Raw genomic sequence first — 13063 nt, forward strand, 5'->3', positions numbered from 1 at the left:
CAGCCGCCCCGCCCCCGCCGGGTCGGTGTCGAGCCGCTGCAGGTCCCCGGACCAGCGCCGGGCCTCCTCCGCGCCCCAGCGGAAGGTCGACGTCGCTCTGGCGACCTCGGCCCGCGCCCAGGTCAGCGGTTTGCCGCTCTCGGCGGTGATGAGCGCGGCGATCTCCTCACCGCGCTCGGCGATCCGGCCGCTGACGTGGGTGAGGGCGGCGGCCCGGCCGTGCGCCGAGACGGCCGCCAGCTCCCGCGCGGCCCGGGCGGCGGCGGCCACCGCCACGTCCACCTGGCCGGCGTCCGGCTGCGAGACCGTGGCGATCGGACGGCCGTCCCACGGGTGACGCACCTCGAATGCCGTCGAACCCGTCGCCGGCCGGCCCGCCACCCAGAACGGTTCGACCTTGCCCATGGATGCCACCACTCCACCTTCGTGCACAGGACGCTCGGAAGGGCGGCGCCACGCGGGACGGGACAACGTCGGGATACCGAACAACCGGCAACAACCGTCAACCAGCGGCGATGCCCGGACGACCGGACGACCGAGTGGACACGCGCGTACATGTACGCGCCGTGCCGACGCCGGGATCCCGGACGCCGGAGCCGAGCGCACAGTCACACCAGCCACACGGACCACGCCGGACGGCCGAGCACAACACCCGTTGTGACGTCCACTGATGCCACCCGGTCAGGCAATACCCGGCCCGGGCGAGATGAAGCACCCTCTCGGGCAGGGCAAAACATCCACGGCGACTCCAACGGCGGCTCCGCAGTGGCTCCGCGGCGGTCCCACGGTGACTTTCCACAGTGGCCTCTCACCGGCCTCTCACCGGGCTTCCCACTGTGGCCTCTCACAGTGGTTCCGCAGCGGCTTCACGGTGACGGACGAAGGCTGCGGGGCGAGGCGTCCGTGGTCCGCCCGCGACGGGTTTGACGAACGAAAGCCAAGGGAAGTGACCACGGCTATGAAAGCGTCGTCGAATGGTGCGTATCGCCTGGAGGTCCGCCGGGGAGCCCACCGGTGACGACCCCTCCTGCCTGTCCCCGGTGCCTGGGGGCACTGCGTCCACCTGATCTGTGGAACGACCAGTGGCGCTGCGAGGAGCACGGGGAGGTCGCACCGTACCGGGTCGCGACGTCGTCCCGCGAGCAGGCGCTGCTCTTCCTGGCGCGCGCGGCCACGGCGCCGGTCTGGGTGCCCTGGCCGATGCCGGTGCACTGGTTCGGCAGCGGGGTCGCCTGGGCCGGTGACGAGCGCACCGGGCCGCGGGCCACCGCGTTCGCCGCCGGCGGGNNCCGCGTTCGCCGCCGGCGGGCCGTCCCCGCTCGGTGGGCCGGCCGAGCTGGTCCTCGTCGCCGAGGAGCCCGGGACGGGTCTCGGGGCGCGGCTGGCGGGGCTGTCCGGCACCGATCCGGAGCGCATCGGCGGCAAGCCCGAGGAGAAGATCGAGGCGGCCGGGCATCCGACCGCCCTGTGGCCGGTGCTCTGCCCACCCGACCGGGCGGTGTTCGTCGGGGAGGCCCACGGGGTGTGGCTGTGGGTCGCGCTCTGGCCGTCCGACGCGGCCACGCTCCTGCTCGAGCACCTCGTCCTGTGGGATCTGCGCAGCACCGAGATGCTCGCCACCTGCCTGCTGTTCGGCGCTGACAGCACCCATCTGTAGCCTCTCAGCCCGCACCGTAGCCGCCATCCCCGCCCCAGGGGCCTCATCGTGACAGGCCAGCGGTACGGCCCCGCCACCTCCGGGCCATACCGCTGGCCTGTCACAGTTCGCCACCGACGAAGAAAACGCCACCTCAATCCTGCGAGCCAGGCGTTCCCCACCGCACGGCCGATCAACTGACCAGTCACCATCACGTCAACCAGGCTGCGTAAGATCGTTGATGCCGACACGTGTAAGGGATTTCGCACCGCGACACGGCGTGTGTCGTAGGCTCCGGCCGGAACAGACCACTGAATCCCTGGCGGTTGACGGCGGTGGTGGCCAGCCAACCATCAAAGATCACTGAACCGTCTTTTCCGGGGCTCGTAGGCTCATCGACGGCCGGGCCGTGCCCGGCAGCGGATGATCCTGCCGGCGAACGTGCGTGCGCGAGGCCGGGAAACAGGGCCAGGAACGAGAAGGGCTGGCGGGGATGACAGAACCTGGGACGGCGGCCGCCCCGCCGGTGGCGGNCCCGCCGGTGGCGGAGGTGGACCGGCGGCGGCTGCTGCTCATCGTCAACCCGCACGCCGGTGGCGGACGGGCCGCACGGGCGCTGCCGGACGTGTCCGCCGCGCTGCGGCGCTGGGCGGCGGACGTGCGCGTCGAGCGGACCCGCGACATCGACCATGCCGCCGATCTCGCCGAGCAGGCCGTGGCCGACGGCCGGGTGGCGGTCGCCCTCGGCGGGGACGGTCTCGCCGGCCGGGTCGCCGAGACCGTGGCCCGGTTGGGTGGGCTGCTCGCCGTGCTGCCCGGGGGGCGCGGCAACGACTTCCTGCGCACCGTCGGCGTCAGCCGGGATCCGGTGATCGCCGCCACCGCCCTGGCCAGCGGCGTCGAGCGTCGCATCGACCTGGCCGAGGCCAACGGGCGGGCCTACCTCGGCATCGCCAGCGTCGGCTTCGACTCGGACGTTCAGGTGATCGCCAATCGGGCCCGGTTCGTCCGTGGCCAGCAGGTCTACACCTACGGCGCGTTACGGGCGGCGGCGGCGTGGAAGCCGGCCCGGTTCACCGTGGAGATCGACGACGGTGCCCCGCGCGAGCTCGTCGGCTGGACGGTGGCGGTGGCGAACTCCGCCTGCTACGGCGGCGGGATGCGCCTGGCGCCCGAGGCGGAGCTCGACGACGGGCTGCTTGACGTCGTGCTGCTGGCGCACTGCGGCAAGATCACCTTCCTGTCGACGTTCCCGAAGGTGTTCTCCGGGCGGCATGTGGACTCCGCGCACGTCGAGGTGCTGCGGGCACGCAGTGTCCGGGTGGACGCCGACCGGCCGTTCCAGCTCTACGCCGACGGCGACCCGGTCGCGGACCTGCCCGCCCGGATCGTCCTGCGGCCGGGCCTGCTCCGCTTCCTCGCGCCGCCGGCCTGACCCGCTCCGGCTCGGCCCCGCCCGCGGCCAGTCCGGGCGCGGCCCCCGTGCCAGGGGCGGCGGCGCTCAGGCCAGTTGGGCGCCGGGACGGCTGTCCTCGACCACCCAGGTGGCGTCGGTGGTGACCGGCGCGTCCCGGCGCTCGATCGTCTCGGCCACCCGCATCTCGGCCCGCCACTCCCCGGGGGTGACGCGCACGCGGGTGTAGCCGCGCCGGTCCCCGCGGAAGTAGCGCACATGCGGGTTGAGCAGCCGGTTGTTCATCCGGACGAGGTCGTCGCTGACCATGAGGAACCCCGAGCTGACGGACGTGCAGACGAACTCGGTGCCGATCACGGGCGTCTCCGGCCGGTTGAAGTCGACCCGCAGGTCGTTCACCCATGCGGAGTGGATGTCGCCGGAGAGCACCACGGGGTTGCGCGCCCGGCTGTCGCGGACGGCGGACAGCAGCCTGGTGCGATACGGTACGTAGCCGTCGTTCTGGTCGAGATTGGTGAGGACGTCACCGAGACCGGGTGCGATCCGCGCGTGCAGCTGCGCCATCATCGTCTGCTGGGCGATCACGTTCCACCGGGTGGACGACGCCCGCAGGCCGTCGATGAGCCAGGCCTCCTGCTCGGCGCCGCTCATCGTCCCGGCGGTGTTGTTCTCCCCGAGCGACGCGTCACCGATGTCCTGGGACACCCGGCCGGGCTGCGGGGTGCGGTACTGCCGGGTGTCCATCATGTTGAGGGTGAGCAGGTCACCGAAGGTGAACCGACGGTAGATCCTCAGGTCCGGTGAGTCGGGGACGTAGCCGACCCGGATTGGCATGTGCTCGTAGTACGCCTGGTAGGCGGCGGCCCGCTGCCGGGCGAACGCGGCCGGGTCCTGGTGCTTGTCCCCGGTGTCGCCGGACTCGTCGGTGAGGCCCGCGTAGCCGTTCTCGGTCTCGTGGTCGTCCCAGACGACCACCCAGGGCGCGGCGGTGTGCGCGGCCTGCAGAGCGGGATCGGATTTGTACTGTGTGTAACGATTCCGGTAGTCGTCGAGGGTCCGGAGCTGGTTGAGACCGGGGGTGGCCGGGGCGGTGTGACGGCGGTCCGGGAACCGGCTGTTCGGGTCGTACTCGTAGATGTAGTCACCGACGTGGACGACAAGATCAAGATTGTCGGTGGCGATCGCGTTGTACGCCGGCCAGTAGCCGTTCTGGAAGTCCTGGCAGCTCGCCAGCGCGAAACTCAGGCTCGACACCGCAGCCGAGGCGGCCGGCGCGGTGCGGGTCCGGCCGACCGGGCTCAGCACGGTGCCGGCGCGGAACCGGTAGAAGTACGCCCGGCCCGGCTGCAGGCCACGGACGTCGACATGCACCGAGTGCGCCAGCCCCGGCGTGGCGGCCTGCGTCCCGGCCGCGACGACGTCGGCGAACTTCTCGTCCGTGGCGACCTGCCAGTCGACCGGGATGTCGCCGCTGGGCAGCGGCGTGCCACCCGAGGGCGGCGCCACCAGCCGCGTCCACAGGATCACCCCGTCGGGCAGCGGATCGCCGCTGGCCACACCGAGGGAGAACACCCCGTCACCGACGCCGGGGATCGGGGTCGCCGGCCGCAGGGTCGCCCGCCCGGTCGGGCGCGGCGGTGCGGGCGTACCGCCTCCGGACGGCCCGCCGTCCGAGCAGCCCACGGCCGCCAGCAGCAGCGCCCCGCCCGCGAGAAAACCTCGCCGGGACGCGACGCCGGCCAGGCTCCGCCGGTGCAGGCCGGCGTCCGTACCGTCCGAGCCGCCAGCCACGGGGCCGGTATCCGCGGCGCTCCCGCCCGCCGGAGTACCGCTGCCCGCCGGAGTGCCCCTGCCTGCCGAAGTCCTGTTCACAACATCCCGCCCAGAATCCCGCCCGGAGCATCCAGGAGCCACGAGGCCCGCCGTTGTCACGGGGCCGACCGTCACAGTACCGGGACGTTAGCGGCGACCCGGTCACAGCGGAAAGTGATCCAGGGAAAACCACAGGCGAACGCTGTGGGTCACCAAGGCGGACGCCGGCAAAGCGGATACGGATACGGCAGGTGGGCACCGTCGATCGGATGCCGAACGGATATTGTGAGCGGGTGGCCGGGCGGAAACCGGTGTTCCGCGCCCGCCCCCACATATGTGATTCCACATATGTGATCCCGCGCATGTGCTCCTGCTCCGGGCATGCCCCGCGGGCGGGAAAGGCCCGTGGGAGGGGCAGGCCCGCGGACGGGAAGGGAGGGCGGGCTGAACACGCATCCGGCGATCCCGGCGGACGCAGCCGACCTGCACACCCATTCGACGGCGTCGGACGGCCTGCTGCCGCCCGCCGACGTTGTCCGCCTCGCGGCCGCGTCAGGCCTGGCCGCCATCGCGCTCACCGATCATGACACCACCGCGGGCCTGGCCGAGGCCGCGGCGGCGCTGCCCGCCGGCCTCACCCTGCTGCCGGGGGCGGAGATCTCCTGCCGGGTGCGGGTCGGCCGCGACCGCTGGGTGAGCCTGCACCTGCTCGCCTACCTGTTCGACCCGGTCGAGCCGGTGTTCGCCGAGGTCCGGGCCCGGCTGCGCGCCGAACGGGTCACCCGCGCCCAGCGCATGGTGGAGAAGCTGGCCGCCGACGGCCATCCGGTGGCCTGGGAGCGGGTCCGTGCCCTGGCCGACGGCGTGGTCGGACGCCCACACGTGGCCGAGGCGCTTGTCGAGGCCGGTCTGGTGGGCAGCGTCCAGGATGCCTTCACCCCCGCCTGGATCGGCGCCGGCGGCCGCTACTGGGTGGACAAGGACGAACCGGACGTGGCCGAGGCGATCCGTCTCGTCCGCGACGCCGGCGGGGTCAGCGTGCTGGCGCACGCGTTCGCCAGCCGGCGGGGCGCGACCATCGGCCCGGACGTGATCGCGCGGCTGGCCCGCGACGGCCTCGGCGGCCTGGAGGTGGACCATCCCGACCACACCCCGGACGCGCGCGCCCGGCTACGCCAGCTGGCCACGGACCTGGATCTGATCGTCACCGGCGCGAGCGACTTCCACGGCGCAAGCAAACCCCAGTCGCTCGGCGCGGAGACGACCACCCGGCGGGCGCTGGACGCGCTGGTCGCCGCGGGCCGCGGCACCGAACCGCTGACCGGCCAGGACCAGCCAGCGACCGGCCCGGCGCCGAACCGCTAACCGGCTACGCGCCCTGGCCGCAGCCGCCGCCCGGTGGCTGCCGCGCGGGTGGGTAATGGTCGAGCCGGCCCAGCAGGTCTGCGAGTGTGTCCAGTTCGTCAGGGCTGAAATGGCTGGTCACGTGTTTGGACACCCCGGCGAGATGGGTCCGGGACGCGACCCGCAGCCGCTGGCGGCCTTCCGGGGTGAGGGTGGCCAGCGTCCCCCGCGCGTCCGACGGACACGAGCGGCGCTCGACCAGGCTCTCACGTTCCAGCCGGTCGACCAACCGGGTCAGTCCGCTGCGTGACAGCAGCACCGCCTCCGCGAGCTCGTTCATCCGCAGCGCGCCTTCCGGCGCCTCGGAAAGCTGCACCAGCACGTCGTAGGAGGCCAGCGGCAAATGGTGCTCGGCTTCGAGGTCGCTTTCCAGCTTGCGGGTAACGTAGGAATGAGCTCGCAGGAACTGACGCCATGCGCGCATCGATCGCGGGTCGACCAGCGGTTCCTGTTCCACTCTTTGCTCGTCCACCGTCACGTGGATCAGAGTACGTCGGCGGTATGGGAGCGGGCTCGGACTCGCCAGGGATGTCAGATGATCGACAATTTGACCGACCCTGACGGGTTGACAGCCAGCACATCACCTCTCGACAGCCGTGCACGGCCCGCGGAAGATCATGGACGGCCCGGCTGGGCCAGGGCGCTGGTCGGCGCACCGCCGGCAGCCGCTCGTCCTGTCCCCGCCCCGCCCGCACCGGAAGCGGCCGGGTTCGGACCTTGTCGGACGCGTCCGGGCTGGACCTACGGCTATGGTGGACGTGCAGGCGTGTAGGCAGGAGCCGCACGCACCATCACACAGACCGGTCGAGGTTCTCTTGTCTGCTTCCCGGCCTAGCGCGGACGCGATCCAGGCAGCTCTCGCAACGGTGCTCGACCCTGAGATCGGGCGTCCGATCACCGAACTGGACATGGTCGAGTCGGTACGCGTCACCGATGACAACACCGTGGAAGTCGTGGTGTTGCTGACGGTCGCGGGTTGCCCGATGCGTGAGGAGATCGTCGCTCGGGTCGAGCGGGCGGTCACCGCGGTACCGGGCGTGTGGGGTACGCGGGTCCGTCTTGAGGTGATGACGGCCGAGCAGCGCACCGCCCTGCACACGAAGCTGCGCGGGGGGACCGCCACCCGGGCGATCCCGTTCGCCCAGCCCGGCTCGCTGACCCGGGTGTACGGGGTGGCCAGCGGCAAGGGCGGCGTCGGCAAGTCGTCGGTGACGGTCAACCTGGCCGCGTCGATGGCTCGCTCCGGGCTGTCGGTCGGCGTCCTCGACGCCGACATCTACGGGCACTCGATCCCCCGGATGCTGGGCGTGAACCGTCCGCCCACCCAGGTCGAAAAGATGATCATGCCGCCGCAGGCACATGGCGTCAAGGTCATTTCCACCGGCATGTTCACACGAGGAAATCAGCCTGTTACTTGGCGTGGCCCAATGCTGCACCGCGCGCTGGAGCAGTTCCTCTCGGACGTGTTCTGGGGCGACCTCGACGTCCTACTGCTCGACCTGCCCCCGGGCACCGGTGACATCGCGATCTCGCTGGCTCAGCTCGTGCCGTCCTCCGAACTTCTTGTGGTCACCACTCCACAGCTTGCCGCGACCGAGGTCGCGGAGCGGGCCGGCACCGTGGCGGTCCAGACCCGGCAGAACGTCGTCGGCGTGATCGAGAACATGGCCTGGCTGCCCTGCCCGCACTGTGACGGGCGGGTGGACGTCTTCGGCTCCGGCGGCGGCATGGCCGTGGCCGAGCGTCTCAGCCGGGTCCTCGGGCACGAGGTGCCCCTGCTCGCCCAGGTGCCGATCGACGTCCGGCTGCGGGAAGGCGGGGACAACGGCGTTCCGCTGGCGATCTCCGATCCGGACTCCGAAGCGGGGAAGATCCTCCGGGGGGTGGCCGAACGCCTGTCGTCCCGCTCCCGCGGACTGGCCGGCCGTTCCCTCGGCCTCACCCCGACCCGGCAGCGCTGACCCACCCGAGTCCGGCCAAGATCTAGTGGATCCAGCAGATCTTCATCGGTGATCTGCAAGGTGCGGCCGTGGTTCGCGGCGGAAACGCTGGAACGCGGCTGTCTTCTGAACGGGCCTCTTGGGCCGCCGGTCAAACGCCCTGCTGGACGGGTCGGGAGCTCAGGTCGCGTCGGTATCGAACGGCGCGGCCGGCGGCTGGCCGGCCGCGGTGCCGCCACCGGTCGCGGGGGCGTCACCGCCCGCCCCGGAGGACACCTCCAGGCCCGACCGGCCCGGGCTGCCGGAGGTGGTCTTCGTCAGGGAGGTGGAGGACGCGGAGCCGGACGACGATGTGGTCAACGACGGCTTGGTCAACGACGGCTTCGCCAGGGACGTTTCGTTCGACGACGCCTTGGTCAGCGACAGGGTGGGCTTCACCTGGATGGCGGCGTCCTCATAGGAGCCTGAGTCGTAGGAAAGCCGTGGACGAGGCGGCTCCGCCGCCCCGGGAAGAGCATCGGAGTCGTCGTCGAAGAGCATCTTGTCGAAGGACGTCCGCTTGGACAGGTACGGCGGAAGCAACGGATCGTCGTCCTCGAGCAGATGCTTGCGGACGAAGGTCTTGGGGTGCAGAGTCCGCAGATCGAGGTCGGCGAACTCCGGGCCGAGCTCGGAGCGCAGCTCATCGCGCATCCCGGTGGCGGCCTGGCGGATCTGGCGCAGCAGCCGGCCCGCGTCACGGGCGACCTTGGGCAACCGCTCCGGGCCGAACACGAAGAGGCCGATCACCATCAGGACAGCGATCTCGCCCCATCCGACGCCGTTGAACACAGCCTCACACTACCCTGCCATCACGATCAACGAAACACGCTTCCCAACACCCACCGGCCAACCACTGCCCAGAACGTGCCCGATCGAGCTTCAGCCGGACGGGCAACACCTGGACGACCGCCCACCATGTCGCCGTCGTCACAATGCCACCATTGCCACAACGCCGTCATCGCTACAGCCATCGTTACAACAGCTCCAGGGCTGAAGTTTCAAGGCAGAAGTTCCGGGGCCGTTCCCGAAGCTCCGAGCATCGGCCATGTTTCACCCACCATACCCGCACCAACCATCAACTACCGGACACGGGTATCTGGCCACGACCGGTCAGGGCCGCACGGTCAGCCGGACTGCTCCTGCAGGGTCACCTGGGCGGCCTGCGCCCGGCCGTCCCGCTCGAACGTCACAGTGATCCGTTCGCCGACCCGGTGCGCCCGGCTCGCCGTGATCAGATCGTTGATGTTGCCGACGGCGATGTCTCCGATCCTGGTGATGAGATCGCCGGGACGCAGCCCGGCCAGCGCCGCCGGCCCCCCTGCCTCGACGCCACGGACCAGGGCGCCGGAAGACGCCCCGGCCGCGGCGGCGTTCGCCGTAACCGTGACCGCGGACACCCCGATGTGCGGATGGGTGGCCCGCCCGGTCCGGATGATCTCATCGGCCACCGACTTCGCGTAGTCGATCGGGATGGCGAAACCAACACCGATGTTCCCGGACATGCCGCGCTCACCGTAACCACCGGGCACGGTCGCGATCGCGGTGTTGATCCCGATGACCTGGCCGTTCCCGTCCAGCAACGGGCCGCCCGAGTTGCCGGGGTTGATGGCCGCGTCGGTCTGGATCGCGCCGATGAGCAGCGACTCCCCGCCGGATTCCACCGGTACGGTCGGGTCACGGTCCAGTGCGCTGACGATGCCCGTGGTCACGGTCCCGGCCAGCCCCAGGGGCGCGCCGATGGCGATCAGGGGCGCGCCGACCACGAGCGATCCGGAACGTCCCAGCGTCGCCGCGGGTAGCGGGTCGGCCGTCCGGATCCGGATGACGGCGAGGTCGGTCCGGGGATCACGACCGACGATCTCCACCGGAATCGGCTGCAGGTTCTGGTAGCGGGTCACCGAGACGCGCGCTCTCGCGGTGACATTGGCCAGCACGTGGTTGTTGGTCAGGATGTAGCCGTCCGGCCTGATGATCACACCGGAACCGGTCGCGGTCGCGGCCTGGGTGACCACGCTGATCGTGACCACGGACGGCAGCACCCGCGCGGCAATGACGGAGACGGGGACGCTGCGTTCACCCGGGGCTGACGTGCCGCCTGCCGTGTCCGGCGAGGCGGACGCGGACGATGCCGTCTGGCCGTGGTCGCTACCGGACGCGCCGTAGGCGCCGATCACGCCGCCGACCACCCCACCGAGCAGCCCCGCGAGCAGCATCGCCGTCACCGGGAGCGACGAAAGGCGGCGGAATCTTACTGGCGCGACCCCCCGCGTCCTACCCGTCCGGCCCGGATACCCGACGTCGGCCAGCACAGCAGCAGCAGCGGTGTGATCACCCGCCCACACGCTGCCGCCGGCAGGACCGACAGCGGCTGCTGCATCGCCGCCCGCGGCGCCCTCGGCAGTCGTGACGTCGGCGGCCACCGGGCCGGCGCTGACGCTCGTACGCGCGGTAGCGCCCCACCACTGGGCACCGGCCGGCCGCCGGAATCCGGTCTGCGGCGCGGCAGCGCCGGGCCTCCCGGCACCGGCAACCGACATCGGCGCCGACGCCGGGCGGGCCCACCACGGATTGGTCGGCGGGTCGGACGGCCCACCAACAACGCCACCGAGTCGGCTCACATCACGTTGTGTACCTGAATATGTCATTCCGGTGATATGACCTGGCTCCGGCAATTCCTGCTTCGCCCCGCCCGACCCCAGGCCAGCGGACACGTTCGCGGTGGATCCCGCCTGCGGCGGATACCCCGTGACGGGTCCGGAGTGCGAGGGGATGGCGACATTCTCGCTGCCGCTACTCATGACCGCTTCGCCTCCCGACCGCCACTGGGGCCTGCCCTCCGGATCGTCGCCTGGCTCCGGACCCGCCGCGAGTCGCTCCTCGCGACGCGTTGGAAAGCCCGGCATAGCCACCGATATTCAGCAGACCGGCTCCGGAACGTGTTCGGAGACGAGCTGAGCGCCGTCAACCGCCGTGACACCCGCAGGCGGATGACCATAGCGCACCGCTCACGCGCCTACCACCGTACGGCCTGCGGCACGGCTCCCGGACTGCCGGAGCAGCGTAGGTGACGTCCGTCATACGGACAGAGGTTCTTCCCAGCCACGGCGCCTTCGGCTGTCAGGGCGTGTCTGATGGATGTTGGTCGATGCGGGCGGTGATCCAGGCGGCCTCCCGCAAGGCGGAGACAGCGGGGTCCCCGTGCAGCGCGTAGCGGTGGATGGGGGCGTTTCATAGCGGAGCCATGGGCGACGACGACAACGCGGCGGGTGGTCGTCTGGGCGCCGTCCGCGCGATCGAACATCCGTCAGACACGCCCTAAGTGGCTTTCGCCGCGTGGGTGCCGGTTTCCGCCTACGGCTTGCTGGCGAGAGGGCGTCGCACGCTGACTGGCACGGACACCACGGCGGCCGCCGGCAACAGGCGGCTGACCCTGATCTCGGTGACGCCGGTGGCAAGGCTCGGCTGCACCACCGGCACCACAACCGGACGGGTCGACGACGCGGGCAGCCCGCCGGGGGCACGCGCCTCCCCGAACGCGGCTCCCGCGACGGCGAAGAGCAGCACGGCCGCCGAGCCCACCAGGGTGCGCCTGGCGCGGCTACGGCGGTGCGCCGCGCGTACACGCGGGTCCACCGGCCCGGACGGCGGACGCCGGCCACCGGTGACCGGCATGGTCACGCGCGGCGTCATCCGTGGGTGGGCCGGCCATCCGGCCGTCCTCCGGCCGTCCTTTGCCGACGTCCCCGACAGGGCCGCGGGCGAGACCGCGACGGCCTGCCCGATCGCGAACGTCCGCCTCCCGGTGGGCACATGTGTCTGTGGCGTCGACCACGTCGAGCCAGCGGCGCGGGCGTCTCCCCAGCGGTGGGAGTGATCAGAACGGAACGTTCCAAGGGGGTCGGCGGGCAGTTGTGCGACCGGGCAGCCGACGGGAACCGCCGGATCAGCCGGAAGCCCCGGACCGGCTGGCAGCGCCGGGCCAGCCGGATGCGCCCGGCCGTTGTCCGGGGCGAAGGGGGCACCCGTGTCCGTGACGAAGGGGGTGCTTGCCACGGAGGGAGTGCCCGCGGCGAACCGGGTGGGGATGGCGGCCACGGCCATCCGCAGCAGCCGGTCCGCCACACAACCCGGCAGCACAGGGCCGCCGAGCGCTGCCAACCGCGCCTTGAGACGACGCAGTTCGGCTACCTCCCACTGGCAGGCGGGACAGCGGGCGAGGTGCGCCAGGGCACGGTCCCGGTCGTCGTGGTCGAGTTGCTCGTCGACCAGCTGAGCGATCCGCTCACCAAGGTGGTGTCCGCTCACGCCTGCCGCTCCGGCGTGGACGTTGCACCGCCCACATTCGCCGTGGTCGGCTGTGCGTTCGGAGCCACCGTCCGGCGAGCGATCCGGTGCGATCGGTGTGACCGGCGCGCCCCGTCATCAGCCAGGGCGTGGGTATCGGCGGCGAGCGAGGCCTGCGGCCCGGTCAGTACCGTCGGGGAAACGGCCGCGTCCCCGGCCGGCTCATCGACCGCAGCCAGCAGCGCCACTTCTCCGGCCGTGGCCGAGGAGACCGCGGAGCGCGGCGCCCGGTCGGCGAGTGCCTGCCGCAGCATCGCGCGTCCCCGGGAGATCCGGCTGCGGACCGTGCCGAGCTTCACTCCCAGGGTCTGCGCGATCTCCTCGTAGGAGAGCTGTTCGATGTCGCAGAGAACGACCGCGGCCCGGAAGTCCGGCGGAAGCGCGGCAAGCGCGCCTTCGATGTCGGCGTCGAAGTGCGACTCCGCGTAGACAGCCTCAGGGCTCGCCTCGCGGCCGGCCAGCCGCTCGGGG

Annotated in this window: 11 protein-coding genes and 1 pseudogene (2 of these 12 only partly in view); 5 read left to right on the forward strand and 7 right to left on the reverse strand. The window is 71.6% G+C overall.

Annotation, left to right across the window (positions count from 1 at the left end):
• On the reverse strand, nt 1-405 hold the beginning of the coding sequence (locus tag FrCorBMG51_RS00375) for an aldehyde dehydrogenase family protein (protein ID WP_047221166.1). 1065 nt of this gene lie to the left of the window's left edge; the window shows 405 of its 1470 coding nt (coding positions 1-405); the start codon lies at nt 403-405; the stop codon falls past the left edge of the window.
• A gap of 609 nt (nt 406-1014) precedes the next feature.
• Here FrCorBMG51_RS00375 and FrCorBMG51_RS32930 point away from each other — a divergent pair.
• The 3 genes and pseudogenes from FrCorBMG51_RS32930 to FrCorBMG51_RS00385 form a co-directional block, all read left to right on the forward strand.
• A pseudogene (locus FrCorBMG51_RS32930) lies at nt 1015-1182 on the forward strand (DUF6758 family protein); the annotation flags it as partial.
• Between the two features lie 58 nt (nt 1183-1240).
• Nucleotides 1241-1657, forward strand: coding sequence for a DUF6758 family protein (locus tag FrCorBMG51_RS32935; protein WP_338052655.1), 417 nt, complete (start codon nt 1241-1243; stop codon nt 1655-1657).
• A gap of 472 nt (nt 1658-2129) precedes the next feature.
• The gene (locus tag FrCorBMG51_RS00385) at nt 2130-3071 is read left to right on the forward strand and encodes a diacylglycerol/lipid kinase family protein (RefSeq protein WP_047221167.1); all 942 of its coding nucleotides are present in this window, start codon (nt 2130-2132) and stop codon (nt 3069-3071) included.
• A gap of 66 nt (nt 3072-3137) precedes the next feature.
• Here FrCorBMG51_RS00385 and FrCorBMG51_RS00390 read toward each other — a convergent pair whose 3' ends face one another.
• The gene (locus tag FrCorBMG51_RS00390) at nt 3138-4841 is read right to left on the reverse strand and encodes an alkaline phosphatase D family protein (protein ID WP_047221168.1); all 1704 of its coding nucleotides are present in this window, start codon (nt 4839-4841) and stop codon (nt 3138-3140) included.
• A 426-nt stretch (nt 4842-5267) separates the two neighbouring features.
• On the opposite strand from FrCorBMG51_RS00390, the gene FrCorBMG51_RS00395 reads away from it, so the two are divergent.
• On the forward strand, nt 5268-6227 hold the full coding sequence (locus FrCorBMG51_RS00395) for a PHP domain-containing protein (RefSeq protein WP_083730739.1): 960 nt from the start codon (nt 5268-5270) through the stop codon (nt 6225-6227).
• A 4-nt stretch (nt 6228-6231) separates the two neighbouring features.
• Here the strand turns inward: FrCorBMG51_RS00395 and FrCorBMG51_RS00400 are convergent, their stop codons facing one another.
• Complete coding sequence (locus FrCorBMG51_RS00400) at nt 6232-6690, reverse strand: MarR family winged helix-turn-helix transcriptional regulator (RefSeq protein ID WP_235433213.1); 459 nt, start codon at nt 6688-6690, stop codon at nt 6232-6234.
• A 391-nt stretch (nt 6691-7081) separates the two neighbouring features.
• Here FrCorBMG51_RS00400 and FrCorBMG51_RS00405 point away from each other — a divergent pair, with 391 nt between their 5' ends.
• A complete protein-coding gene (locus FrCorBMG51_RS00405; RefSeq protein ID WP_047221170.1) occupies nt 7082-8227 on the forward strand; it encodes an Mrp/NBP35 family ATP-binding protein in 1146 nt (381 codons plus the stop codon).
• Nucleotides 8228-8386: 159 nt separating this feature from the next.
• On the opposite strand, the gene tatB is transcribed toward FrCorBMG51_RS00405, so the two are convergent.
• The 4 genes from tatB to sigE all read right to left on the reverse strand — a co-directional run.
• Nucleotides 8387-9037 (reverse strand): Sec-independent protein translocase protein TatB, encoded by a 651-nt coding sequence (gene tatB, locus FrCorBMG51_RS25965; protein ID WP_076842241.1) that lies wholly within the window; start codon nt 9035-9037, stop codon nt 8387-8389.
• A 335-nt stretch (nt 9038-9372) separates the two neighbouring features.
• Nucleotides 9373-10461 (reverse strand): S1C family serine protease, encoded by a 1089-nt coding sequence (locus FrCorBMG51_RS00415; protein ID WP_235433196.1) that lies wholly within the window; start codon nt 10459-10461, stop codon nt 9373-9375.
• A 1138-nt stretch (nt 10462-11599) separates the two neighbouring features.
• Nucleotides 11600-12553 carry an anti-sigma factor family protein gene (locus FrCorBMG51_RS24500; protein WP_052914182.1) on the reverse strand — a complete coding sequence of 318 codons (954 nt, stop codon included), beginning with the start codon at nt 12551-12553 and terminating at the stop codon, nt 11600-11602.
• A protein-coding gene (gene sigE / locus FrCorBMG51_RS00425; protein ID WP_047221268.1) for an RNA polymerase sigma factor SigE crosses the window boundary here: on the reverse strand, nt 12550-13063 show its 3' portion. 395 nt of this gene lie beyond the right edge of the window; 514 of the gene's 909 nt are visible here — the last part of the coding sequence; the start codon falls outside the window, past its right edge — the gene reads right to left on this strand; the stop codon is at nt 12550-12552. Before sigE ends, FrCorBMG51_RS24500 begins: the two co-directional genes overlap by 4 nt.

Origin of the sequence: Protofrankia coriariae (assembly GCF_001017755.1) — a bacterium.
GTDB lineage: Bacteria > Actinomycetota > Actinomycetes > Frankiales > Frankiaceae > Protofrankia > Protofrankia coriariae.